Below are 23,437 nucleotides of genomic sequence, written 5' to 3'. Positions count from 1 at the left end.
GGCGGAGACGGGGGAGGGCGTGGTCATGGCGCGCAGTATGGAGAGCCTCTAAACTGGTACAAGGACTCATTTATCCTGGTACTGGTAGTGCCTCCCTAGGATCTCGGGCGGTTGCTTTGGGTGCGACGTCCCCCGGTGGTGTAACGGGAAATGGCGGCGCAGCGAGCGCTGTGTGTCGCACGGGATCGTGGCACTGGCGGACAACGAAGCGGAGAAGACGATGCAACTGGACCTCGCCCATTCCACCTCCAGGCCGGAGCGGGCCGCCGCGTCTGCCACGCCTGCCGCGTCGTCGGGCCCGGCCCTGGCCAGCGAGCGTGCCCGCGCGCTGGGCGCCTTCCTGCGCGCCCGCCGCGAGAGCCTGGATCCGGCGCGCCTGGCGCTGCCGCGCGGCGGACGGCGACGCACCCCCGGCCTGCGCCGCGAGGAGGTCGCCTTGCTCGCCGATGTCGGCGTGACCTGGTACACGTGGCTTGAACAGGGGCGCCCGGTGCGCGCTTCGGCGCGCGTGCTGACCGCCATCGCCCGCGCCCTGCAGTGTTCGGAGGTCGAAACCGCGCACGTGCTGGCGCTGGCCGGCGTGGGCGGCACGACCGCCCTGGCGGCGGCGCCGTGCGAACGCCTGACCGGCACCGCGCGCATGCTGCTCGATCAGCTCGGGCCGTGGCCGGCGATGCTGCAGACCCCGCGCTTCGACATCCTCGGCGCCAACCCGGCCTTCGAGCGGCTGATGGGCGTGACCCTGGCCGACCTGCCCGACACCGATCGCAACTGCGTCTATCAGGCCTTCACCAATCCGCGCTGGCGCGACGCATTGCTCGATCGGCAGGACGTGCTGCAGCACATGGTGGCGTTGCTGCGCGCGGCGATGGCCGAACACCTGGGCGAGCCGGAATGGGAGGCGTTGCTGGCGCGCTACCGTGCCGCCTCGCCCGAGTTCGATGCGCTGTGGCGGCAGCGGCGCGAGGTGCGGGGTGTTGAGAACCAGCTCAAGCGCTTCCGCCATCCGCAGGAAGGCGAGCTGCGCCTGCACCAGGTCAACTGGTGGTCGGCGCCGCGCAACGGCAACCGTCTGGTGGTCTATTTGCCGGCCGATGACACAGCGCAGGCGGCGCTATTGCGCCTGCACGCACAGGCCGCAAACCCTGATGGATGAACGCTTTCTTAGTCCGATCGGGAAAGCTGAATACGTAACCGATTCCAGAAGGAGGCGGTTCAGATGGCAAGGGCCTAAATGCAATCGCCACACCACGTGACGGAGTTGCCATGAACATGAAACGCCTTGCCACAATTGCCCTCTCGTCCGCGCTGGCGCTGGGTTTCATGGCGCCACCCGCATTCGCCTGGGGTCCGGGCGGCCCGGGTCCGGGCTGGGGCCCGCCGGGTCCTCCGGGGCCGCCGCCTCCGCCGCCGGGACCGGGTCCGCGCGACCATGGCTGGTACGACCGCGGCTACCGCGACGCCGATCGCGAGCGTTACTGGCGCGACCGTGAGCGCGACCGCCGCGACGCCCGCCGTGCCTACGATCGCGGCTACCGCGACGGCTATCGCACCGGGCCGGACGTCGTCTACTACCGCCCGGGTCCGCCGCGCTGGGCGCGCGGCCAGCGCTACTACGGCCCGAACTACGTGGTCTACGACTACGACCGCTACCAGGTCCGGCGTCCGCCTCACGGCTATCGCTGGGTGCGCGACGACACCGGCAACCTGCTGTTGGTCGCCATCGCCACCGGCATCATCGCCGACCTGGTGCTCAGCGGTCGCTGAGCCTTGCTGCGGCACCAGCAGACGGCCTCCTTCGGGAGGCCGTCTGCGTTTTGGTTCGCCCTGGGCCCTGCGCGGGGCTTAAACTAGCGGTCTGCCTTCTGTCCATGCCCCTGGAGACCCGATGTTCCCGCGCGACGCCCGCATCGAAACCTACGATCCCGACCTGGCCCGCGCCATCGCCGCCGAAGCCGGCCGCCAGGAAGACCACGTCGAGCTGATCGCCAGCGAGAACTACTGCAGCCCGCTGGTCATGGAAGCGCAGGGCAGCCAGCTCACCAACAAGTACGCCGAAGGCTACCCGGGCAAGCGCTATTACGGCGGCTGCGAATTCGTCGACGTCGCCGAGCAACTGGCCCTCGATCGGGTCAAGCAACTGTTCGCTGCCGACTACGCCAACGTGCAGCCGCACAGTGGCTCGCAGGCCAATCAGGCGGTGTACTTCGCGCTGCTGCAGCCGGGCGACACCATCCTCGGCATGTCGCTGGCGCATGGCGGCCATCTGACCCACGGCGCCAAGGTCAACGCCTCCGGCAAGCTGTTCAACGCCGTGCAGTACGGCGTCAACGACCAGGGCCTGATCGACTACGACGAGGTCGAGCGCCTGGCCGTGGAGCACAAGCCGAAGATGGTGGTGGCAGGCTTCTCCGCCTACTCGCAGGTGATCGACTGGGCGCGCTTCCGCGCCATCGCCGACAAGGTCGGCGCGTATTTCTTCGTGGACATGGCGCACGTGGCCGGCCTGGTCGCCGCCGGCGTCTATCCGACTCCGCTGCCGCATGCGCACGTGGTCACCTCCACCACCCACAAGACCCTGCGTGGCCCGCGTGGCGGCATCATCCTCGCCAGTGCCGCCGGCGCCGGCGACAAGCTCGAAGACCTGTCCAAGAAGCTGCAGTCGATCGTCTTCCCCGGCATCCAGGGCGGCCCGCTGATGCACGTGATCGCGGCCAAAGCGGTGGCGTTCAAGGAAGCGCTGGAGCCGGAGTTCACCACCTATCAGCAGCAGGTGGTGAAGAACGCGCAGGCCATGGCCAAGACCCTGATCGCGCGCGGCTACAAGATCGTTTCCGGCGGCACCGAGAACCACCTGATGCTGGTCGACATGATCGGCCGCGACGTCTCCGGCAAGGACGCGGAAGCGGCGCTGGGCAAGGCCCACATCACCGTCAACAAGAACTCGGTCCCCAACGACCCGCGCTCGCCGTTCGTGACCTCGGGCCTGCGCCTGGGCACCCCGGCGATCACCACCCGCGGCTACCAGGAACAGGATTGCGTCGACCTGGCCAACTGGATCGCCGACGTGCTCGACGCCCCGGCCGATGACACCGTGCTGGCGCGCGTGCGCGACGCGGTGACCGCGCAGTGCCGCAAGTATCCGGTGTATGGCTGAGCGGCGGGGATTGGAGATTGGGGATTCGGGATGGAGCGTAAGCTCCGGTCCTGAGGCGCCCGCTTTTTCCAATCCCCAATCCCCAATTCCCAATCCCGGCCCCTGATGCACTGTCCTTTCTGCCAGCACACCGATACCCGGGTGATCGATTCGCGCGTGTCCGAGGACGGCGCGACGATCCGCCGTCGTCGCGAGTGCGAGGCCTGCGGTGAGCGCTTCAGTACGCTGGAGACGATCGAACTCAAGCTGCCGACGGTGATCAAGAGCGACGGCGGCCGCGAGGCGTTCGATGCGCGCAAGCTGCGCACCAGCTTCGACCGCGCGCTGCAGAAGCGGCCGGTGGCCGAGGAGCAGATCGAGGCGGCGGTGCGCGCGGTGGTGCACCAGTTGCGCATGTCCGGCGAGCGCGAACTGCCCTCGATCCGGGTCGGCGAGTACGTGATGGCCGAGCTGCGCAAGCTCGACCACGTCGGCTACGTGCGCTTCGCCTCGGTGTACCGCAGCTTCCAGGACGTGGCCGATTTCCGCGAGGAGATCGAGAAGCTCGAGCGCGAATTGCCGGTGGGCAGCGAGCAGTTGCCGCTGCTGGACCTGGTGCGCGCGGCCAAGCCGGGCGACAAGACCGGCAAGCGCTGAGCGCATGCGCATCGTCTGTCTGGCCGAGGCGGCGCAGCACATCCCGGCGCTGGCGCAGGAACATCTGCAGGCGTTCGGCCCGCTGCTGCCGGAATGGAACGTGGTGGAGGCCGAGGCCGACCTGCGCAGCCATCGCGACGATCGCCGTATTCCCACCACCTGGATCGCGCTGGATGGCGAGGACTGGCTGGGATCGGTGAGCCTGCTGCAGAACGACGACGCGCGCATCCGCCAGTTTTCGCCATGGCTGGCCACGCTGTACGTGCGGCCGCAGGCACGCGGTGCCGGCGTCGGCGCCGCCCTGGTCGCGCACTGCGTGCAGGCCGCCGCGCGCTTCGGCGTGCAGTGGCTGTACCTGTACTGCGAGCCGGTGCTGGTGCCGTTCTACGAGCGCCTGGGCTGGCGGCGCCACGCCGACCTGCCGCTGGGGCCGCTGCAGATCGTGGTGATGCGCCGCGATGCCGGCGCTGCCGCCGCATCCGCATGAGTGCCGACCTCGTTCCCGGCTTCTCCGCCGACGACCATCGCTGGATGGCGCAGGCCCTGCGCCTGGCCGAGCGCGGCGCCTACACCACGCGCCCGAACCCGATGGTCGGCTGCGTCCTCGTGCGCGACGGCGTGGTGGTTGGCGAGGGCTTCCACCAGCGCGCCGGCGGGCCGCACGCGGAGGTGTTCGCGCTGCGCGCCGCCGGCGAACGCGCCCGCGGCGCCACCGCCTACGTGACCCTGGAGCCGTGCGCGCACTACGGCCGCACCCCGCCGTGCGCGCTGGCGCTGATCGATGCCGGGGTGACGCGGGTGGTGGCGGCGATGGCCGATCCGTTCCCGCAGGTCAACGGCGGCGGCTTCGCGCTGCTGCGCGCCGCCGGCATCGCGGTGCAGACCGGCCTGATGGAGGCGCAGGCGCGCGCGCTCAATCGCGGTTTCCTGTCGCGGGTGGAGCGCGGCCGGCCATGGCTGCGGATCAAGCTCGGCGCCAGCCTGGACGGACGCACCGCGCTGGCCAGCGGCGAATCGAAATGGATCACCGGCGCGGCGGCGCGGCAGGATGTGCAGCACTGGCGCGCCCGCGTCGGCGCCATCCTCACCGGCGCCGGGACCGTGCTGGCCGACGATCCGGCACTGACCGTGCGCCTGGATGCCGCGATCGAAGTGGCGCCGCCGCTGCGCGTGGTGCTGGACGCGCAACTGCGCAGCCTGGCGCAGGCCAAGGTCCGCGACGGCAGCGCGCCGACCCTGTATCTGCACGCGCCGGACTGCGTGCCGCCGACGCTGGAGCATGCCGCCTTCGCCGCGGTGCCGCTGCACGACGGCCGCTGCGACCTGCACGCGGCGCTGCGCCTGCTCGGCGAGCGCGGCATCAACGAGGTCCAGGTCGAAGCCGGGGCGACGCTGGGCGGCGCGCTGCTGCGCGCCGGCCTGGTCGACGAAGTGCTGGTGTACATGGCGCCGCTGCTGCTGGGCGATACCGCCCGCCCTCTATTGGCCGGGCTCGGCATCGAGACCATGGCGCAGCGCGTGCCGCTGCAGCTTGCCGACGTGGTGCAACTGGGGCAGGACCTGCGCTTGCGCTATCTCCCGTTGGTGGGCTGAGTCCATCAACGTGAGGCATAAACGTAAAGGGCACGCCGGCGGTGTATGCCGGCGTGCCCTTTGTGCGCGCAAAACGCCGCGCTTTTGATCAGAAGCTTGCGCGCACGCCGACCTTGTACTGGCTGGCGTCATCGATGTATTCGATTTCGCCGACCATGCCCCAGGTGCGCGTGAAGTTGATCTGGCCGCCGAGGGTGCCGACGAACTTGCCTTCGTCGGCATCGCTGCCGTCGATGTAGCCGGCCTTGATCCAGGCTTCGGTCCGCGGCGAGGGCTTGCCGCGCAAGCCGAGATTGACGGCACCCAGGGTGCTGGAATCGGATCCGCGGCCAAGACGCACGCCGTCCTCGCGCAGGTCGGCTTCGGCCTTGATCCGCAACACGCTGGCGTCTGCGATGAAATCGACGCGCTCGGTCATTTCCTGGCGGTAGCCGATGCCCAGGTTGGCCTGCTGCACGGTCACCTTGCCGCTGTACACCTCGGACAGGGCGAAGTCTTCGCTGGCGCGCTGGTAGCCGGCGAACACATACGCCGGCTCGGCGATCTGCCAGGAACCGCGCAGGTAACCGCCGTTGACGTTCTCGGAGGACGCATTGACGTTGATGTCGGTGCGGTTCCAGCCGCCTTCGACATAGTTGTAGCTCAGGCCTTCGGCCGACGCGGCAAAAGGTGCGGCCGCCAACAGGGCAGCCAGGATCAGGGTGTTGCGCATGGGTGGTGCTCTCCGGATGAATGGCAGTGTCATCGCCCCAATGCAGGGCGGCACACAGGCGACGTCTCCTGTCGCAAACAGCATCTTAACATATATTTCACATTCCTGTCTTCGCGGCGGGCTGCGTGATGCAGCGTCCCGCCGCGATGGGTAATGCAGGCCGGGCCCGCATGCCGCGCCTGCTAGAATGCGCGGGCCGGTTCGCCGGCGACCACAAACGTCTTCAGGGCGGGGTGCGATTCCCCACCGGCGGTAGGTGCGTTCGCGCACGAGCCCGCGAGCGCTTCCCGGCGCAGGCGCGACGCGTCGAAATCGGGAAGGTCAGCAGATCCGGTGCGATGCCGGAGCCGACGGTATAGTCCGGATGAAAGAAGACGGCCTTCGCGCAGCCTTGCGGCTGTGCGCGTGCCTGTTTGCCTTGTGGCGTTTTTCGCTCACCCCATTGCGAGAAACGTAGCTATGTTCACCGGAATCATCGAAGGCGTCGGCCATCTCGCCGCACGCCAGCCGCAGGGCGGCGATATCCGCTTCACCTTCGCCACCGGCAGCCTGCCGTTCGCCGACGTGCGCCTGGGCGAGAGCATCGCGGTCAACGGCGTGTGCCTGACCGTGATCGCGTTCGACGCCGCCTCGTTCCAGGCCGACGCCTCCACCGAGACCCTGGCGCTGACCACGCTCGGCCGCCTGGCCGAGGGCGCGGCGCTGAACCTGGAGCGGGCGATGCGCCCCAGCGACCGCCTCGGCGGGCACCTGGTCAGCGGCCATGTCGACGGGCTCGGCCAGGTGCTGTCGATCCACGACGACGCGCGCGCGCAGCGCTGGCGCTTCGCCGCGCCGGCGGCGCTGTTGCGCTACATCGCCAAGAAGGGCTCGATCTGCGTGGACGGGGTCAGCCTCACCGTCAATGCGGTCGATGCGGAAGGCTTCGAAGTCGCGCTGATCCCGCACACCGTGGCGCACACCGCGTTCGCGCAGACCGCCGTCGGCGCGGCGGTGAACCTGGAGATCGACCTGGTCGCGCGCTACGTCGAACGCCTGCTGCAGGGCCGCCAGGACTGATCCTGGCCGCATCCGTTTCGCCTTTTCGTCGCGCCACGCCGCTGCCTGCGTCGCGCGCGGCACCCTCCGTCTTTCCGCGAGTCCCCGCATGTCGCCTTCCGTTACCCCGAGCCTGAATTTCGCCTCCGTCCCCGAGCTGCTGGAAGAACTCCGCGCCGGCCGCATGGTGGTCATCGTCGACGACGAGGACCGCGAGAACGAGGGCGACCTAATCATGGCCGCCGAGCTGGTCAAGCCCTCGGACATCAATTTCATGGTCACCCACGCGCGCGGCCTGGTGTGCCTGTCGCTGACCCGCGAGCGCTGCGCGCAGTTGGGCCTGGCGCCGATGGTCCAGCGCAACACCGCGCAGTTCCATACCAACTTCACCGTCAGCATCGAGGCCGCCGAAGGCGTGACCACCGGCATCTCCGCCTACGACCGCGCCCACACCGTGCGCACCGCGGTCAAGCCCGATGCCAAGCCGCACGACCTCAGCCAGCCCGGCCACATCTTCCCGCTGATCGCCCAGCCCGGCGGTGTGCTGACCCGCGCCGGCCACACCGAGGCCGCCAGCGATCTGCCGATGCTGGCGGGGCTGGAGCCGGCCGGCGTGCTGGTGGAGGTGCTCAATCCCGACGGCAGCATGGCGCGGCGTCCGCAGTTGGAGGAGTTCGCCCGCACCCATGGCCTGAAGATGGGCTCGATCGCCGACCTGATCGCCTACCGCCTGGCCACCGAGCACACCGTCGAACGCATCGACGAGCGGCCCATCGACACCGAGTTCGGCGGCTTCACCCTGGTCACCTACCGCGACCGCATCGCCCACGACCTGCACTTCGCCCTGGTCCGTGGTACCCCGGATGCTGACACCCCGACCCTGGTGCGGGTGCAGGTGGAGAATCCGCTCGCCGATCTGCTGCACTGGCGCCGCGAGGACTTCGGCGTGGCTGCCAGCGACGCGCTGCGCGCGATCGCCGCGGCCGACCGCGGGGTGATGGTGGTGCTGTCCGCGCCGCGCGACAGTGCGGCGCTGCTGGCGCGGCTGCGCGCGCAGCCGGAGGCGGCGCACGGCAAGGACGTGGGCCAGTGGCGGCGCAACGGCGCCGGCAGCCAGATCCTGGCCGACCTGGGCCTGGGCAAGCTGCGCGTGCTCGGGACGCCGCGCCGGCAGATCGGCCTGGCCGGGTTCGGGCTGGAGGTGGTGGAGCACATTGAGCCGGGAATCGGGAATCGGGATTGGGGAATCGGTAAAGGCTGATTCCGCGCGATTCTCGCCATTGGCGGTGCTCGGCCGACTACGCGGTTCCCCTGGATCGCTTTCCGGGCCCTGGCCTCCCTGCCTGTTAAACTCTCCCACCCCCTCAAGCTGCCACCGCCATGTCCCATTACGAAGGCGACCTCCGCACTCCCGAGTCGGCGCGTTTCGCGATCATCGCCAGCCGCTGGAACGCCCGCATCACCGACGTGCTGGTCGCCGGCGCGCGGCAGAGCCTGTCCGGCAACGGCATCGCCGATGACGCGGTGGACGTGATCCGCGTGCCGGGCGCGTGGGAGCTGCCGCTGGTCGCCGCGCGCCTGGCCGCGACCGGCAAGCACGCCGCGATCATCGCGCTGGGCTGCGTGATCCGTGGCGATACCCGCCACTACGAACACGTTGCCGATGGCTGCGCCGAGGGCCTGCTGCGGGTCTCGCTGGACTTCCGCATCCCGGTGCTCAACGGCGTGCTCGCCGTGGAGCAGGTCGAGGATGCCGAAGCACGTGCCGGCGGCAGCCATGGCAACAAGGGCGAGGAAGCGGCGCTGAGCGCGCTGGAGATGGTCAACCTGCTGGAGTTGCTGCCGTGAACAAACCCGCTGGCCACAAGCACCACCCACGCCGCGATGGTGTCGATCCGGTCCTGCGCTCGCGCGCGCGTCGGCGTGCGCTGCAAGCGATCTACGCCTGGCAGATTTCCGGCGGCAACGCCCAGCACGTGATCGCGCAGTTCGCGCACGAACAGGCGCACGAGATCGCCGACCTGGTGTACTTCGAGAACCTGGTCGAGGGCGTGCTCAAGCACCGCGCCGAACTGGACGAGGCGCTGGTCGGCTACCTGGACCGCACGGTGGAGGAAGTGGATGCGATCGAGCGCGCGGTGCTGCGCCTTGCCGCCTACGAACTGCTGCACCGCATGGACGTGCCGTACCGCGTGGTGATCAACGAAGCCATCGAGACCGCCAAGCGCTTCGGCTCCGAGCACGGGCACACCTACGTCAACGGCGTCCTGGATCGCGCCGCGCTGCAGTGGCGCGCGGTGGAGTCGGGCGGCGGCGGCGCCTGACGGCGCGGGATTGGGCATTCGGGATTGGGGATTCGCCAGAGCGACATTCCCGTCCGAGGACGCGCTTTTGCCAATCCCCAATCCCCAATCTCCATTCCCGGCCCTTCAATGCCCGAATTCGATCTGATCGAGCGCCTGCGTGCGCGCAGTCGGGCGCGTGCGGATCTGCCGCTGGGCATCGGCGACGATGCGGCGTTGCTGCTGCCGCCGGCGGGGGAGTTGCTGGCGATCACCACCGATACGCTCAATGCCGGGGTGCATTTCCCGGCCGAAACCGCGGCCGCCGACATCGGCTGGAAGACGCTGGCGGTGAATCTGTCCGACCTGGCGGCGATGGGCGCGCAGCCGCGCTGGTGCACGCTATCGCTGTCGTTGCCGCAGGTCGACATGGCCTGGGTCGATGCGTTCGCCGAGGGCTTCTTCGCCCTGGCCGACGCGCACGGCATCGGCCTGGCCGGTGGCGACACCACGCGCGGGCCGCTGGCGTTGTCGGTGACCGCGATCGGCAGCGTGCCGGCGACGGCGGCGCTGCGCCGCGATGCCGCGCAGCCGGGCGACGAGGTCTGGGTGACCGGCCAGCCGGGCGAGGCTGCCGCGGCGCTGGCGTTGTGGCAGGGCGGCCGCCTGGACGTGACCGCGCCAGCCGCCGATCCGCTGCACGAACACCTGCGCCAGCGCCTGCTGCGGCCGACACCGCGGGTGCAGGCCGGCTTGCGCCTGCGCGGCCTGGCGCGGGCCTGCGTGGATGTCTCCGATGGCCTGCTGGCCGACCTGGACCACATCTGCGTGCGCAGCGGCGTCGGTGCCGAACTGGAGCTGGCCACGCTGCCGGCGGTCGCCGCCCCGGCCGACGCGGACCCTGCACAGGTGCACGCCTGGCAACTGGGCGGCGGCGACGACTACGAGCTGTGCTTCACTGCCGACCCGGTACAGCGCGTTGCGATCGTGCAGGCGCTGCAGGCGGTCGGGGTCACGGCGACGCCGATCGGGCGCATCGTCGCCGGCCGCGGCATTGTGGTGCGCGATGCGGCCGGCCGGCCGTGGCAACCGCCGCGCAGCGGCTACCAGCACTTTTTGAGCTGAGCCAAGTGGCCTGAGCGCACGCCGGGCCCAGGCCGCGGCGCCAGGACGTGAGGCCCTCCGGCCAACGCCGACCGACGCCCCTTCCATACTGTGCCGCACTGCGGCGTGAATATCGCCCGTACCTGGTGGTACGGTCCGCCTGCCCGGCCCCGTGTCGAGCGCTTGTCACCGTTCTGGCAGTACCGTTCCGGCAGCCGGCCATTCCGGTTCGGCGCCGCTTGGGAGGCAGTCCATGCGCATGTCCGTGTCACGTCGCATCGCCCTTGGCGCGATGTTGCTGGTGTTCTCCGCCGCCGCGGCCGCGGCCGGCTTCAGCAAGCAGTACCAGAGCATTTCCAGTTTCGATGGCACCAAGCTCGGCGCGCTCGTCCTGGTGCCGCAGGGGCAGGGCCCGGGACCGTTCCCGCTGGTGGTGATGCCAGCCAGCTGGTCGCTGCCCAACCTGGAGTACGTGGGCCGCGCCAGCGAACTGGCCAACGACGGCTACGTGGTGGTCAGCTACACCTCGCGCGGCTTCTGGGACTCGCAGGGGCTGATCGACATCGCCGGGCAGCCGACGGTGGAGGACGTCAGCGCGGTGATCGACTGGGCGCTGGCCAACACTCCGGCCGACGCCAAGGCGATCGGTGTGTCGGGCATCTCCTACGGCGCCGGCACCAGTCTGCTCGCCGCCGCACGCGACCCGCGGATCAAGGCGGTGGCCGCGCTCAGCGGCTGGGCCGACCTGCAGGCGTCGCTGTACGCCAATAGCACGGTCAGCCAGCAGGGCGTGGGCATGCTGGTCGCCGCCGGGGTCGCCACTGGCCGGCCCGGTCCGGAACTGGCGCAGATCACCGCGCACGTGGCGGTGGGCGACTACGACGGTGCGGTGCAGGGCTTCCTGCCCAAGGCCGCCGAACGCGGGGTGATCAACGAGGTGCAGGCGCTCAACCGCAACGGCCCGGCGGTGCTGCTGGCCAATGCGTTCAACGACGGCCTGTTCCCGCCGAACCAGTACATCAACCTCTACAACCAGCTCAGCGTGCCCAAGCACCTGATGTTCAGCCAGGGCGACCACGCCACCGCCGAACTGCCGGGCGCGTTGGGCCTGCCGAACCAGGTGTATACCGAGGCCACGCGCTGGTTCGACCGCTACCTGAAGGGCCGCGACAACGGCGTGGACCGCGAAGCGCCGGTGCAACTGTCGACCCTCGGCGGCACCTGGCTCAGCTATGCCGACTGGAACAGCGTGCAGGCCGGCGCCACGCGCTACGGCCTGACCGGCCCCAGCGGCCTGCTGTTGCCGACCGGCTCGCTGAGCACCGGCAACAGCAGCGGCTGGAACTACCGCATCGCCACCGGCGTGCCGACCCTGGCCGACTCCGGCGTGGTGATGTTGAGCGGCCTGCTGCAGGGTCTCGGCCAGCCGGTGACGACCTCGATCCCGCTGGTCAGCCGTGCTGGTGCCGCAGTGTGGAGCGGCCCGGCGCTGTCCAGCGACAAGCGCCTGGCCGGCGCGCCGTCGCTGCGGCTGACGGTGACCCCGAGTCAGTCCAACGTGTCGCTGTTCGCCTATCTGTACAGCATGGACAGTTCGGGTTCGGCGCAATTGCTCAGCCACGTGCCGTACACCCTGCGCAATGCGACGCCAGGGTCACCGGTGACGCTCGACCTGGCGCTGCAGGCGACCGCGGTCGAGATCCCGGCTGGTCGCCGCCTGGTGCTGGTGGTGGACACCACCGATCCGCGCTATACCTCGGCCAGCCGCTTCGGCGGCACGGTGAGCTTCAGCTCGCCGTCGGCCGCGCCGTCGTTCCTGAGCGTGCCGTTGCACTGAGGCAGTTAGCGTTTCCCTTCTCCCCTCGGGACCATGGCCCCCTTTTCGGGGGAAGGTGCCCCGCAGGGGCGGATGAGGGTACGGGCGAAGCCTCGCATGATCAGGTCGACGTGGCGCTTCGCACCGGACCCTCACCCCAACCCCTCTCCCGGTGGGAGAGGGGCTTACGCTCTTCCCTTCTCCCCTCGGGAGAAGGTGCCCCGCAGGGGCGGATGAGGGTGCGGGCGAAGCCACGCATGATCAGGTCGACGTGGCGCTTCGCGCACCGGACCCTCACCCCAACCCCTCTCCCGGCGGGAGAGGGGCTTCGGCTCTTCCCTTCTCCCCCCCCTGGGAGAAGGTGCCCCGCAGGGGCGGATGAGGGTGCGGGCGAAGCCTCGCATGATCAGGTCGACGCGACGCTTCGCGCACCGGACCCTCACCCCAACCCCTCTCCCGGAGGGAGAGGGGCTTTGGCTCTCCCTTCTCCCCTCGGGAGAAGGTGCCCCGCAGGGGCGGATGAGGGTACGGGCGTAGCCTCGCATGATCAGGTCGAGGCGACGCTTCGCGCGCCGTACCCTCACCCCAACCCCTCTCCCGGTGGGAGAGGGGCTTCGGCTCTTCCCTTCTCCCTTCGGGAGAAGGTGCCCCGCAGGGGCGGATGAGGGTACGGAACCACGCATCGCCACACAGCGCACCGGCCCATTCTGCAGACGAATTTACGTAGGTTTTATTCGAACCGGCGCGCGCTTTGCAACGAAGATATCCGGCGATTCCTATACTTTCCGCGCTGACGACGGGGATGCTTGCGTGGAATCGATGGCTGGAAGTTTGAGCGTGTCGCTGACCGCAACGATCGCTTGCATGCGCAATATGTCGCCTCCGCTCGCGCATTCGCCTGGTGCCCGCATCAGCGTGGCCGTCATGCCACGTGCGGTGCGACGCCACGATGTCTGCCGCAGCGCGCTGCAGCGTCCGCCGCCACGCCGCCGCGCGCGCTCACTGCACGCGCGTTGACTGTCTGACACAGCCGCCAGCGCGGCGCTGCATTCCAACTCTCTCCCCACGATGCGCCACCAGGCGCATCGCCGGCGATGGCGCGTGCGCGTGACGCGGCGCGCTGTCGTTGTCTCCCTCCACCCAAACAAGGACGGCTCGTCGCAGAGCCGAAGTCGCGATGTCCATGAAGCTGCACCCCCTTTTCCTGTCACTGACCCTGCTGTGCGCCGGCGATGCCGCCGCCGCGGGTCTGGCTGCGCCCGTGTCGGACGCGATGCCGGCGTCGGACGCCGCCACGGCGCCGCTGGCGCGCAGCGCCGATTGTGCCAATGGCTTCTTCTCGCGCCTGGCCTCGGCCTATCGCGAGGATGCGCAACCGGCCGATCCCGATGCGCCGACGCCGGCACGCCGCGGCCTGGCTTCGCCGTTCTCCTCGCCGCCGTTTCCGTCGGCCGAATGGCAGCTCGGTGCCGTGGACTACCCGGTCGGCGTGCCCAACGAGAATGCGCAGTACCCGGTCGAGAAGGCGCTGGCCTGCACGCGTGTGGGGCAGTGGATGCAGCGCAACCGCATCGAGCTGTACGGCTGGATCAATCCCTCGCTCAACGCCAGCACGTCCTCGCGCACCAACTATCCGCTGTCCTACTCCACGCGGCCTAATCGCGGCGAGTTCAACCAGGCGCTGATCCGCCTGCAGCGCGTGCCGGACACCGTGCAGACCGATCATGTCGACTGGGGCTTCCATCTCGACGACCTGTATGGCTACGACTACCACTACACCACGATGAAGGGGGTCACCAGCGATCAGTTGCTGCACCACCCGCAGCCCAACAGCGCACTCAACGGCAAGATCTACGGCAACGATCCGATGATCGCGCACGTGGACCTGTACCTGCCGTCGGTGGCGCAGGGCATGCTGGTCACGGTCGGCCGCTACCTGTCGCTGCCGGACATCGAGGCGCAGTTCTCGCCGAACAACTACCTGCTGACCCATTCGATCCTGTACACGGTCGATGCCTATACCAACATGGGCATCCTCACCACCACCAAGCTCAACGATCAGTGGACGCTGCAGCTCGGCGTGCACGGCGGCGACGATTCGGCGATCTGGGACGCGACCAGTCGCCTGAGCGCGCAGGCCTGTCTGCGCTGGGTGTCCAAGAGCAACGACGACATGCTGTATCCGTGCGTGGAGTCGTACAACAACGCCGCACAGACCTACAACAACCTGCAGGAGTTCGTGCTGACCTGGGGCCATCGCTTCTCGCCGAAGGTGCACATGCTCACCGAGGCCTACCACCTCTACGTGCGCGACCAGGCGCTGGCCACCGATCCGTCGCAATCGCACGCGCCGACTGGACGCCCGGGTTATGCGCTCGGCGAGGCGCCCGACTTCCCGCTGGGCCGCAGTAGCGCCGACGCCATCGTCAACTACGTCAACATCCAGCTCGGCGCCTCGGACATGCTGGCGATCCGCAACGAGTTCGTGAACGATCACGACGGCCAGCGCACCGGTTTCGCCACGCGCTACTCCAGCCACACCATCGGCCTCACTCATTGGGTGTCGCAGGACCTGGAGATCCGCCCGGAACTGCGCTACGAACACGCCTACGATTTTCCCGCCTACGACGGCGGCCGCCGCAATCATCAGGCGACGGCGTTGATCGACGTGATCCTGCACTACTGAGGACGGCGTACGCGGCGCCGGCCGCGTCGCGCGTCATCGTGCGCTGCCGGCGCCGACCATGGCGACACGCCGGCAACGTGCGGTGTGATCGTCGGCACCGCACGGTTTTACGCAGAATTTATGCGCGCCGCGCGGCTTCGCCACGGAGAGTTTATGGCGCCGGCTTCGATAATGCCGGCCTGGGCCAGAAGGCCTGTCCGACCCGGCGTCCCTCGCCATGTTGCGCTTCCCTTCTGCCGCCGTGCGCGTGTCGCGTGCGGCGGTGTTCCCACGTGATTGCGGCCTGCCCTGCGGCGGGCCGTCCCTTTGTTTCGGAGTTGAGACCATGAGCGGTTGGCTTTCGTTCGTTTGCGGCGTGGCGGTGATCGTCGCGGCCGGTTACCTGCTGTACGTGATCCTGCGCCCCGAAGATTTCTGAGCCGAGTGCCACTTCCATGATCGATACATTGCTTGTCTATGCGCTCGCGCTGCTGCTGGGATGGCCGCTGGGCCTGTACCTGGCCAAGGTGATGCGCGGGGCGCCGATGCGCGGCGACGCGTTGTTCGGCTGGATCGAACGCCCGTTGTACCGCCTGCTCGGCACCGATCCGGCGCGCGGCATGCACTGGCGCGCCTATGCCGGCGCGTTCCTGGCCAGCAACCTGGTGCTCGGCGTGCTGGTGTTCGCGCTATTCGTGACCCAGGCCTGGCTGCCGTTCAATCCCGATGCGGTGCCCAACATGCGCTGGGACGTGGCCCTGCACACCATGGTCTCGTTCCTGACCAACACCAATCAGCAGCACTACTCGGGCCAGGCGCAGCTGTCGTACCTGTCGCAGGCGGTGGGCGTGGTCGGCCTGCAGTTCATCACCCCGATGATGGGCCTGGCGCTGGTCGCGGCGACGCTGCGCGGCCTGTTCGGTGGGCGCGGCCACGATGCGGCGCGCGCGGCGGCCGGCGGCGAGTTGCCGCAGGACGTGGACGTCGGCAACTACTGGGCCGACGTGATCCGTCCGACCCTGCGCTTCCTGCTGCCGCTGTGCCTGCTGTGGACGCTGCTGCTGACCCAGCAGGGCGTGCCCTCGACGTTGGCCGCCGGCCCGGTGGCCACGCCGCTGGACGCCAGCGCCGGGCAGCAGACGCAGAAGATCCCGCTCGGCCCGGTCGCGGCGATGGTGGCGATCAAGCAGCTCGGCACCAACGGCGGCGGCTGGTATGGGCCCAACAGCGCGATGGCGCTGGAGAATCCCACGCCGTTCTCCAACCTGCTGGAGATGCTGGGCATCGTGCTGATCCCGGTGGCGGTGGCGTTCATGGTCGGGCCGTTCACCGGGCGCCGCAAATTCACCGCGCTGGTGTTCGGCAGCATGCTGGTGATGTCGCTGGCGTCCACCGCGGTGTCGCTGTGGGCCGAAGGCCACGCGCCCGGCAGCGCCGCGCTGATGGAAGGCAAGGAAGTGCGCTTCGGCGTGGACGCCTCGGCCGCCTGGTCGTCGCTGACCACGCAGACCTCCAACGGCTCGGTCAACGCCATGCACGACTCGCTGGCGCCGCTGACCGGCGGCGTGGCCATGGTCAACATGCTGATCAACGCGATCTGGGGCGGTATCGGCTGCGGCCTGCAGCAGTTCCTGGTGTATCTGCTGCTGAGCGTGTTCCTGGCCGGCTTGATGACCGGGCGCACCCCGGAGTTGTTCGGGCGCAAGATCGAGGCGCCGGAAGTGCGTTTGCTGGCGTTGCTGATCCTGCTGCAGCCGCTGGTGCTGCTCGGCTTCACTGCGGTCACCCTGGCACTGCCGGCATCGATCTCGGCGACCTCCAATCCCGGCTTCCATGGCATCAGCCAGGTGTTCTACGAGTACACCTCGGCCTTCGCCAACAACGGCTCCGGCTTCGAGGGCCTGGGCGACGGCATTCCGTGGTGGAATTTGAGCTGCACCGCGGTGCTGCTGCTGGGCCGCTATCCGGCGCTGATCGTGCCGCTGATCGTGGCCGCGCAACTGGCGCGCAAGCGGGTGGCGCCGGAAACCGGCGGCAGCCTGCAGGTGGAAACCCCGACCTTCGCGCTGACCCTGATCGCGGTCATCGCGGTCCTGACCGTTCTGCAATTCACGCCGGCTTTGGTGTTGGGACCGATCGCCGATCACCTGACCCTGGCCGCGCACTGAGACGACGACGATGAGCACCCCGCTTCCTTCTACTTCCGTGGCTTCTTCGCCGGCGCGCCGGCCTGGGCTGTTCGATGCCGCGGCGCTGCGCGCGGCCTTGCGCGACAGCGTGCTGAAGCTGTCGCCGCGGCACCTGCTCGGCAGCCCGGTGATGGCCGTGGTCTTCGCCGGCACGCTGCTGTCGGCGCTGATCACCGTGTCCGGCCAGGGCCCGGCCGGCTTCGGCTGGGCGGTGACCGCGATCCTGCTGGTCACCGTGCTGTTCGGCAACTTTGCCGAAGCGGTGGCCGAGGCCCGCGGCCGCGGCCAGGCCGCCTCGTTGCGGCGCGCACGCAAGGACCTGGTGGCGCGCCGGGTCGCCAGCGCGCGGCTGGACGGCGAGGCCAGCGTGCCCGCCGCCGAACTGCGCCCGGGCGACCTGGTGGTGGTCTCGGCCGGCGAACTGATCCCGGCCGACGGCGAGATCGTGCACGGCCTGGCCACGATCAACGAGGCCGCGGTCACCGGCGAATCCGCGCCGGTGCTGCGCGAGGCCGGCACCGATCGTTCCGGCGTCATCGGCGGCACCAAGGTGCTGTCCGACGAGATCCTGGTGAAGGTCACCGCAGAGCCGGGCCACAGCTTCCTGGACCGCATGATCGCGCTGGTGGAAGGCGCAAACCGGCAGAAGACCCCGAACGAGATCGCGCTGACCATGCTGCTGGCGGCGATGACCCTGACCTTCCTGATCGTGGTCGCCTCGCTGCCGGCGATCGCCGGCTTCGTCGGCGTGCACGTGGATCCGCTGCTGCTGATCGCGCTGCTGGTGTGCCTGATCCCGACCACCATCGGCGGGCTGCTGCCGGCGATCGGCATCGCCGGCATGAATCGCGCGCTGTCGGCCAACGTGCTGGCCAAGTCGGGCAAGGCGGTGGAAGTGGCCGGCGACGTCGACGTGCTGCTGCTGGACAAGACCGGCACCATCACCCACGGCGATCGCCAGGCCACCGTGTTCCATGCGCTCAGCGGCGTGGACGTGGCGCAACTGCGCGAGGCGGCGATGCTGTCGTCGCTGGCCGACCCGACCCCGGAAGGCAAGTCGATCGTGCGCCTGGCGCGCGAGCAGGGCCTGCCGCCGGCCGACCCGGAAGGCGCCGAGTTCGTCGCCTTCACCGCGCAGACGCGCATGTCCGGCGTCGACCTGCCGGCATTCGGCACGGCGTCGCCGCGCTCGATCCGCAAGGGCGCCGCCGATGCGCTGATCCGCCACGTCACCGCGCTGGGCGGGCAGGTGCCGGCGGAGCTGAAGAGCCGGGTCGAGCAGGTCGCGCGCAGCGGCGCCACGCCGCTGGTGGTGGCCGAGGGCCGGCACGTACTGGGCGTGGTCGAGCTGTCGGACGTGGTCAAGCACGGCGTGCGCGAGAAGTTCGCGCGGCTGCGCGCGATGGGCGTCAAGACGGTGATGATCACCGGCGACAACCCGCTCACCGCCGCAGCCATCGCCGCCGAGGCCGGCGTCGACGACTACATCGCCGAAGCCACGCCCGAGGACAAGTTGGCGCGCATCCGACAGGAGCAGGCCGGCGGACGCCTGGTGGCGATGGTCGGCGACGGTACCAACGACGCGCCGGCGCTGGCCCAGGCCGACGTCGGCCTGGCGATGAACTCCGGCACCCAGGCGGCCAAGGAGGCCGGCAACATGGTCGACCTGGATTCGGATCCGGCCAAGCTGCTGGCGGTGGTGGAAGTGGGCAAGCAGCAGCTGATCACCCGCGGCGCGCTGACCACGTTCTCGCTGGCCAACGACGTGTCCAAATACTTCGCGATCCTGCCGGCGCTGTTCGCCGCCTCGATCCCGCAGATGGCCGCGCTGAACGTGATGCGCCTGTCCAGCCCGACCAACGCAGTGCTCGCGGCGCTGATCTTCAACGCGCTGGTGATCCCCGCGCTGATCCCGCTGGCGCTGCGCGGCGTGCGCTTCACCCCGTCCTCGGCGACCTCGCTGTTGCGCCGGAACATGCTGATCTACGGCGTGGGCGGCGTGCTGCTGCCGTTCGTCGGGATCAAGGCCATTGATCTGCTGCTTGTGGTGCTGGGCTGAGCCCGGCGCCGATTTTGACGCTCCTTCCGGAATCGCTCCCATGACCGTGTCTTCCGTTTCTCCCCGCGAGCCGATGCGCTGGCGCGCCGTGCTGGTGCTGCCGTTGCTGGTGCTCGCGTCCGCGGCGCTGTACTCGTTGCTGGCCACCGTGCTGGCCGGCGCGCTGTTCCCCGCGCAGGCCAACGGCAGCCTGCGCACCCACGATGGCCGCGTGGTCGGCTCGGCGCTGGTGGCGCAGCCGTTCGCCGCTGCCGGTTACTTCCAGCCGCGTCCGTCCGGCGCCAAGTACGACCCGATGTCGGCGGCCGGCAGCAACCAGGCGCGCAGCAACCCCGACCTGCGCAAGCGCCTGGACGACACCCGCCAGGCGGTCGCCGCGCGCGAAGGCATCGACCCGGCGCAGGTGCCGGACGATCTGGTCACCCAGTCCGGCAGCGGCATGGACCCGGACATCAGCGTCGATGCGGCGCACATCCAAGTGGCGCGCGTCGCCGCCGCGCGCGGCCTGCCGCCGCAGACCGTCGCCGCCCTGGTCGCCGCGCAGACCCAGCCGCGCCAGTTCGGCGTGCTTGGCGAGCCGCGGGTGAATGTGCTGGCGCTGAATTTGGCCTTGGACGCGGCCGGGAATGGGGAAACGGGAATCGGGAATGGGCAAAAGCAGTAGAGCGCATGGCCTGACGCTGTACGCTTCGCGAATCCCCAATTTCGAATCCCCAATCCCGGCCCTTCGATGCCCGACCCCCGCACCCAACAGGCCGACGCCCTGATCGGCGAACTGCAGCGCGAGCGCGGCGGGCGACTGACCGTGTTCCTCGGCGCGGCGCCAGGGGTCGGCAAGACCTACGCGATGCTGTCGCGCGCGCGGCAGTTGCAGCAGCAGGGCAGCAACCTGGTGGTCGGCGTGGTCGAGACCCACGGCCGCGCCGAGACCGCGGCACTGCTGGAGGGCCTCACCGTGCAGCCGCGGCGGCGCCTGGAGTACCGCGGCCGCACCCTCGACGAGATGGACCTGGATGCGCTGTTGGCGCTGCGCCCACCGCTGGTGCTGGTGGACGAGCTGGCCCATCGCAACGCGCCCGGCAGCCGCCACGAGCGGCGCTGGCAGGACGTGCAGGAATTGCTCGACGCCGGCATCGACGTCTACAGCACGGTCAACATCCAGCACCTGGAGAGCCTCAACGACGTGGTCCACCGCATCACCGGCGTGCGCGTGAGCGAGACCGTGCCGGATGCGATCTTCGACCGCCTGCGCGACATCGTGCTGGTCGACCTGCCGCCGCGCGAACTGATCGAGCGCCTGCAGCAGGGCAAGGTCTACCTGCCCGAGCAGGCCGGGCAGGCGCTGCAGGCGTTCTTCTCGCCGTCGAACCTGGCCGCGCTGCGCGAACTGGCGATGCAGACCGCCGCCGACCGCGTCGACAACGATCTGCGCGATGTGCAGGCCGCGCAGGGCCGCACCAGCGTCGCGCTGCGGCGCACGGTGATGGTGGCGATCGACGGGCGCGGCCAGTCCGACTATCTGGTGCGCGTGGCACGGCGTTTGGCCGAGCGCCGCGGCGCGCCGTGGACCGTGGTCACCGTGCAGACCCAGGCGCAGCCCGACGCCGACTGGCAACTGGAGATCGACCGCGCCTTCGCGCTGGCGCGTCGGCTCGGCGGCGACGCCGCGCTCCTGCACGGCGCCAACGTCGCCGATACCTTGCTCGACCATGCCGCGCGCAGCGGGGTGTCCACGCTGGTGCTGGGGCGCACACGCGAGCGTCCGCTGGCGCGCATGATCAACCGCACCCTGACCCAGCAACTGCTGCAACGCGGCGCGCACTACGAGCTGGTGATCATCAGTTCGCCGGAGGCGCGCGCGCGCGCGCGGCGGCGCTGGCGCAGTCCGGGGCATTGGCTGTCGCGCGACGACCTGGTGTTCGCCACGCTGGCCTCCGTCCTCGCGGTGGTGGTGGCCTGGGTCGCCGAACGTTGGGTCGGTATCGACGACCTGTCGATGGTGTTCATCGTCGCGGTGGTGATGGTGGCGTCGAAGACGCGAATGGCCGCGGCGGTCCTGGCGGCGCTGCTGAGCTTCTTCAGCTACAACTTCTTCTTCATCGAGCCGCGCTTCACCTTCCAGATCGGCGCGCGCCAGGGCGTGGTCACGGTGCTGCTGTTCCTGGTCGCCGCGCTGGTCGCCGGGCGCCTGGCCTCGCGCCTGCGCATGCAGGTGCTGGCGCTGCGCGCGGTCAATGCGCAGACCACCGCACTGCAGCGGCTGGGTCGCGAACTGACCAGCGCTGCCGACCTCGGCCAGGTGCTGGAGGCCGGGCGCCGCGCGCTCGCCGGTACGCTCGACGCCGAGGCCTGGCTGCGCCTGCAGCCGCTGGAGCGCGCCCATGACGGCGCCGACGACTACGCGCCGACGATGGCCGCGGTGGACCGCAGCGCCGCCGACTGGGCGCAGCGCCACGGCCAGGCCACCGGCCGTTTCACCGATACGCTGGCCGGCGCGAGTTGGTGGTTCCTGCCGGTGCGCCACGAGCGCGGCACCATCGGCGTGGTCGGCCTGCGCTTCGGCGCCGGCGTGCAGCGCCCTGGCCTGGAGCAGCAGCGCCTGGCCGAGGCGATGGTCGAGGACATCGGCCAGGCCGCGCTGCGCACGCGCCTGGTCGCCGACCTGGAGAGTGCGCGGGTCAGCGGCGAGACCGAGCGGCTGCGTTCGGCCCTGCTGTCCTCGGTCTCGCACGACCTGCGCTCGCCGCTGGCGGCGATGATCGGCGCGGCCAGCAGCCTGTCCAGTTACGGCCAGGCGATGGACGCGGACGATCGCCGCAGCCTGCTCGAGACGATCCAACTGGAAGGCGAGCGCCTGGATCGCTACATCCAGAACCTGCTGGACATGACCCGGCTCGGCCACACCGGGCTGACCTTGAACCGCGACTGGATCGGCGTGGACGAACTGATCGGCTCGGCCGCGCGGCGCCTGCAGCGCTACCAGCCGCAGGTGCGCCTGGACATCGCCCTGGCCGCGGACCTGCCGACGCTGTGGGTGCACCCGGCGCTGGTCGAGCAGGCGATCTTCAACGTGCTGGAGAACGCGGCCAAGTTCTCGCCGGCGGATGCGGCGATCCGCGTCGCCGCGGGCATGGTCGAGGGCCGCCTGCGCATCGACATCAGCGACCGCGGCCCGGGCATTCCCGAGGACGAGCGCGCGCGCATCTTCGATATGTTCTACAGCGTCGAGCGCGGCGACCGCGGCCGCCACGGCACCGGCCTGGGCCTGACCATCTGCCAGGGCATGATCGGCGCGCACGGCGGCAGCGTCGAGGCGCTGCCCGGCCCCGATGGTCGTGGCACCACAATCCGCATTACCCTGCCGCTCATCGAACCCGCCGCGCCGCCGTCCCGCCCCGATGCCGACTGAGTCCCACGCCGATCCGATTCCGCCGCCGCGCGTGCTGGTCATCGACGACGAGCCGCAGATCCGCCGGTTCCTCGACATCAGCCTGCGCGCGCAGGGCTACCGCGTGCTGCAGGCGGACACCGGCGCCGCCGGCCTGGCGCAACTGGCCGCGCACGGCGCCGAACTGGTGGTGCTGGACATCGGCCTGCCCGACCAGGACGGGCACAGCGTGCTGCGCGAACTGCGGCAATGGTCGTCGGTGCCGGTGATCATGCTGACCGTGCGTGCCGGCGAGGACGAGAAGGTGCAGGCGCTGGACGCCGGTGCCAACGACTACGTGACCAAACCGTTCGGCGTGCAGGAACTGATGGCGCGCATCCGCGTGCTGCTGCGCATGCAGCCGGTGGCCGGCGAGGCCGAGCCGGTGTTCGACGACGGCCGCCTGCACATCCACCTGGGCCTGCGCGAGGTGCGCCTGGACGGCGAGGCGCTGCCGCTCAGCCGCAAGGAGTACGCGCTGCTCGCGCTGCTGCTGCGGCACAGCGGCCGCGTGGTGACGCAGCCGCAACTGCTGCGCGAACTGTGGGGTCCCACCCACCAGGACGACACGCATTACCTGCGCATCCTGGTCGGCAAGCTGCGGCAGAAACTCGGCGACAGCGCCGTGGCCCCGCGCTACATCGCCACCGAGCCGGGCGTGGGGCTGCGCTTCATCGGCGTGCAGTGTCCGTCCGCGTGATGTGTCGCGTCGGCCTTGCCCGGTGTTCGTTGGAGCGGCTGCAGCCGCGACCCGGCGTT

The 23,437-nt window shown here is 69.9% G+C and carries 20 protein-coding genes and 1 riboswitch; of the genes, 19 read left to right on the top strand and 1 reads right to left on the bottom strand.

Translation table 11 applies throughout. From position 1 onward, the window contains the following. Positions 1 to 172 precede the first annotated feature (172 nt). The 6 genes from GGR66_RS12160 (at position 173) to ribD (ending at position 5,386) form a co-directional block, all read left to right on the top strand. Positions 173 to 1,156: a helix-turn-helix transcriptional regulator gene (locus tag GGR66_RS12160; protein ID WP_326520995.1), complete on the top strand. Its 984-nt coding sequence runs from the start codon at positions 173 to 175 to the stop codon at positions 1,154 to 1,156. Between the two features lie 110 nt (positions 1,157 to 1,266). Further along, positions 1,267 to 1,767: an RcnB family protein gene (locus tag GGR66_RS12155; protein WP_184448392.1), complete on the top strand. Its 501-nt coding sequence runs from the start codon at positions 1,267 to 1,269 to the stop codon at positions 1,765 to 1,767. 121 nt (positions 1,768 to 1,888) lie between these two features. After that, the gene (gene glyA, locus GGR66_RS12150) at positions 1,889 to 3,157 is read left to right on the top strand and encodes a serine hydroxymethyltransferase (protein ID WP_160971105.1); all 1,269 of its coding nucleotides are present in this window, start codon (positions 1,889 to 1,891) and stop codon (positions 3,155 to 3,157) included. 105 nt (positions 3,158 to 3,262) lie between these two features. Beyond that, positions 3,263 to 3,793, top strand: coding sequence for a transcriptional regulator NrdR (gene nrdR, locus GGR66_RS12145; RefSeq protein ID WP_010340907.1), 531 nt, complete (start codon positions 3,263 to 3,265; stop codon positions 3,791 to 3,793). A 4-nt stretch (positions 3,794 to 3,797) separates the two neighbouring features. After that, positions 3,798 to 4,280, top strand: a complete 483-nt coding sequence (locus tag GGR66_RS12140; protein WP_160966571.1) for a GNAT family N-acetyltransferase — start codon at positions 3,798 to 3,800, stop codon at positions 4,278 to 4,280. Then, positions 4,277 to 5,386: a bifunctional diaminohydroxyphosphoribosylaminopyrimidine deaminase/5-amino-6-(5-phosphoribosylamino)uracil reductase RibD gene (ribD, locus tag GGR66_RS12135; RefSeq protein WP_184448391.1), complete on the top strand. Its 1,110-nt coding sequence runs from the start codon at positions 4,277 to 4,279 to the stop codon at positions 5,384 to 5,386. The genes GGR66_RS12140 and ribD overlap by 4 nt, the downstream gene beginning before the upstream one ends. Positions 5,387 to 5,474: 88 nt before the next feature. Here ribD and GGR66_RS12130 read toward each other — a convergent pair whose 3' ends face one another. After that, on the bottom strand, positions 5,475 to 6,098 hold the full coding sequence (locus GGR66_RS12130; RefSeq protein WP_160966575.1) for a hypothetical protein: 624 nt from the start codon (positions 6,096 to 6,098) through the stop codon (positions 5,475 to 5,477). Between the two features lie 215 nt (positions 6,099 to 6,313). Further along, positions 6,314 to 6,478: riboswitch (FMN riboswitch) on the top strand. A 79-nt stretch (positions 6,479 to 6,557) separates the two neighbouring features. On the opposite strand from GGR66_RS12130, the gene GGR66_RS12125 reads away from it, so the two are divergent. From GGR66_RS12125 to GGR66_RS12065, 13 genes are all read left to right on the top strand, one after another. Further along, on the top strand, positions 6,558 to 7,157 hold the full coding sequence (locus tag GGR66_RS12125) for a riboflavin synthase (protein WP_184448390.1): 600 nt from the start codon (positions 6,558 to 6,560) through the stop codon (positions 7,155 to 7,157). Positions 7,158 to 7,269: 112 nt separating this feature from the next. Continuing rightward, the gene (gene ribB / locus GGR66_RS12120) at positions 7,270 to 8,397 is read left to right on the top strand and encodes a 3,4-dihydroxy-2-butanone-4-phosphate synthase (protein WP_184448494.1); all 1,128 of its coding nucleotides are present in this window, start codon (positions 7,270 to 7,272) and stop codon (positions 8,395 to 8,397) included. A 119-nt stretch (positions 8,398 to 8,516) separates the two neighbouring features. Continuing rightward, positions 8,517 to 8,984 (top strand): 6,7-dimethyl-8-ribityllumazine synthase, encoded by a 468-nt coding sequence (gene ribH / locus GGR66_RS12115; protein WP_184448389.1) that lies wholly within the window; start codon positions 8,517 to 8,519, stop codon positions 8,982 to 8,984. Then, entirely contained in the window at positions 8,981 to 9,460 is a 480-nt protein-coding gene (nusB, locus tag GGR66_RS12110; RefSeq protein WP_048490537.1) for a transcription antitermination factor NusB, read from the top strand. Before ribH ends, nusB begins: the two co-directional genes overlap by 4 nt. A gap of 108 nt (positions 9,461 to 9,568) precedes the next feature. After that, positions 9,569 to 10,543: a thiamine-phosphate kinase gene (gene thiL, locus GGR66_RS12105; RefSeq protein WP_184448388.1), complete on the top strand. Its 975-nt coding sequence runs from the start codon at positions 9,569 to 9,571 to the stop codon at positions 10,541 to 10,543. A 244-nt stretch (positions 10,544 to 10,787) separates the two neighbouring features. Beyond that, a complete protein-coding gene (locus GGR66_RS12100) occupies positions 10,788 to 12,359 on the top strand; it encodes a CocE/NonD family hydrolase (RefSeq protein ID WP_184448493.1) in 1,572 nt (523 codons plus the stop codon). A 1,156-nt stretch (positions 12,360 to 13,515) separates the two neighbouring features. Further along, on the top strand, positions 13,516 to 15,024 hold the full coding sequence (locus GGR66_RS12095; protein ID WP_184448387.1) for an outer membrane beta-barrel protein: 1,509 nt from the start codon (positions 13,516 to 13,518) through the stop codon (positions 15,022 to 15,024). Between the two features lie 325 nt (positions 15,025 to 15,349). Next, entirely contained in the window at positions 15,350 to 15,442 is a 93-nt protein-coding gene (locus tag GGR66_RS12090) for a potassium-transporting ATPase subunit F (protein WP_010341961.1), read from the top strand. A 16-nt stretch (positions 15,443 to 15,458) separates the two neighbouring features. Beyond that, positions 15,459 to 17,171: a potassium-transporting ATPase subunit KdpA gene (gene kdpA, locus GGR66_RS12085; RefSeq protein ID WP_184448386.1), complete on the top strand. Its 1,713-nt coding sequence runs from the start codon at positions 15,459 to 15,461 to the stop codon at positions 17,169 to 17,171. 10 nt (positions 17,172 to 17,181) lie between these two features. Beyond that, positions 17,182 to 19,251 (top strand): potassium-transporting ATPase subunit KdpB, encoded by a 2,070-nt coding sequence (gene kdpB / locus GGR66_RS12080; RefSeq protein WP_184448385.1) that lies wholly within the window; start codon positions 17,182 to 17,184, stop codon positions 19,249 to 19,251. 73 nt (positions 19,252 to 19,324) lie between these two features. Further along, a complete protein-coding gene (gene kdpC, locus GGR66_RS12075) occupies positions 19,325 to 19,915 on the top strand; it encodes a potassium-transporting ATPase subunit KdpC (protein ID WP_255421681.1) in 591 nt (196 codons plus the stop codon). A 66-nt stretch (positions 19,916 to 19,981) separates the two neighbouring features. Beyond that, positions 19,982 to 22,660, top strand: coding sequence for a sensor histidine kinase KdpD (locus GGR66_RS12070; protein WP_184448383.1), 2,679 nt, complete (start codon positions 19,982 to 19,984; stop codon positions 22,658 to 22,660). Continuing rightward, positions 22,650 to 23,378 (top strand): response regulator, encoded by a 729-nt coding sequence (locus GGR66_RS12065; protein ID WP_184448382.1) that lies wholly within the window; start codon positions 22,650 to 22,652, stop codon positions 23,376 to 23,378. Before GGR66_RS12070 ends, GGR66_RS12065 begins: the two co-directional genes overlap by 11 nt. The last annotated feature ends 59 nt before the right edge of the window (positions 23,379 to 23,437 follow it).

Origin of the sequence: Xanthomonas sp. 3498 (assembly GCF_014199795.1) — a bacterium.
Classification (GTDB): Bacteria; Pseudomonadota; Gammaproteobacteria; order Xanthomonadales; family Xanthomonadaceae; genus Xanthomonas_A; species Xanthomonas_A rydalmerensis.
The sequence above is the reverse complement of the archived record's forward strand: the minus strand, read 5'-3'. Positions and strand labels throughout refer to the sequence as shown.

What these genes read in the sequence shown, in the direction of transcription:
- nrdR (WP_010340907.1), top strand. Translation starts at nt 3,263, where the DNA reads ATGCACTGTCCTTTCTGCCAGCACACCGATACCCGGGTGATCGATTCG.
- GGR66_RS12130 (WP_160966575.1), bottom strand. Translation starts at nt 6,098, where the DNA reads ATGCGCAACACCCTGATCCTGGCTGCCCTGTTGGCGGCCGCACCTTTT.
- GGR66_RS12070 (WP_184448383.1), top strand. Translation starts at nt 19,982, where the DNA reads ATGCCCGACCCCCGCACCCAACAGGCCGACGCCCTGATCGGCGAACTG.
- GGR66_RS12140 (WP_160966571.1), top strand. Translation starts at nt 3,798, where the DNA reads ATGCGCATCGTCTGTCTGGCCGAGGCGGCGCAGCACATCCCGGCGCTG.
- glyA (WP_160971105.1), top strand. Translation starts at nt 1,889, where the DNA reads ATGTTCCCGCGCGACGCCCGCATCGAAACCTACGATCCCGACCTGGCC.
- GGR66_RS12095 (WP_184448387.1), top strand. Translation starts at nt 13,516, where the DNA reads ATGTCCATGAAGCTGCACCCCCTTTTCCTGTCACTGACCCTGCTGTGC.
- ribH (WP_184448389.1), top strand. Translation starts at nt 8,517, where the DNA reads ATGTCCCATTACGAAGGCGACCTCCGCACTCCCGAGTCGGCGCGTTTC.
- kdpA (WP_184448386.1), top strand. Translation starts at nt 15,459, where the DNA reads ATGATCGATACATTGCTTGTCTATGCGCTCGCGCTGCTGCTGGGATGG.
- thiL (WP_184448388.1), top strand. Translation starts at nt 9,569, where the DNA reads ATGCCCGAATTCGATCTGATCGAGCGCCTGCGTGCGCGCAGTCGGGCG.
- GGR66_RS12090 (WP_010341961.1), top strand. Translation starts at nt 15,350, where the DNA reads ATGAGCGGTTGGCTTTCGTTCGTTTGCGGCGTGGCGGTGATCGTCGCG.
- GGR66_RS12065 (WP_184448382.1), top strand. Translation starts at nt 22,650, where the DNA reads ATGCCGACTGAGTCCCACGCCGATCCGATTCCGCCGCCGCGCGTGCTG.
- kdpB (WP_184448385.1), top strand. Translation starts at nt 17,182, where the DNA reads ATGAGCACCCCGCTTCCTTCTACTTCCGTGGCTTCTTCGCCGGCGCGC.
- kdpC (WP_255421681.1), top strand. Translation starts at nt 19,325, where the DNA reads ATGCGCTGGCGCGCCGTGCTGGTGCTGCCGTTGCTGGTGCTCGCGTCC.
- GGR66_RS12125 (WP_184448390.1), top strand. Translation starts at nt 6,558, where the DNA reads ATGTTCACCGGAATCATCGAAGGCGTCGGCCATCTCGCCGCACGCCAG.
- ribD (WP_184448391.1), top strand. Translation starts at nt 4,277, where the DNA reads ATGAGTGCCGACCTCGTTCCCGGCTTCTCCGCCGACGACCATCGCTGG.
- GGR66_RS12155 (WP_184448392.1), top strand. Translation starts at nt 1,267, where the DNA reads ATGAACATGAAACGCCTTGCCACAATTGCCCTCTCGTCCGCGCTGGCG.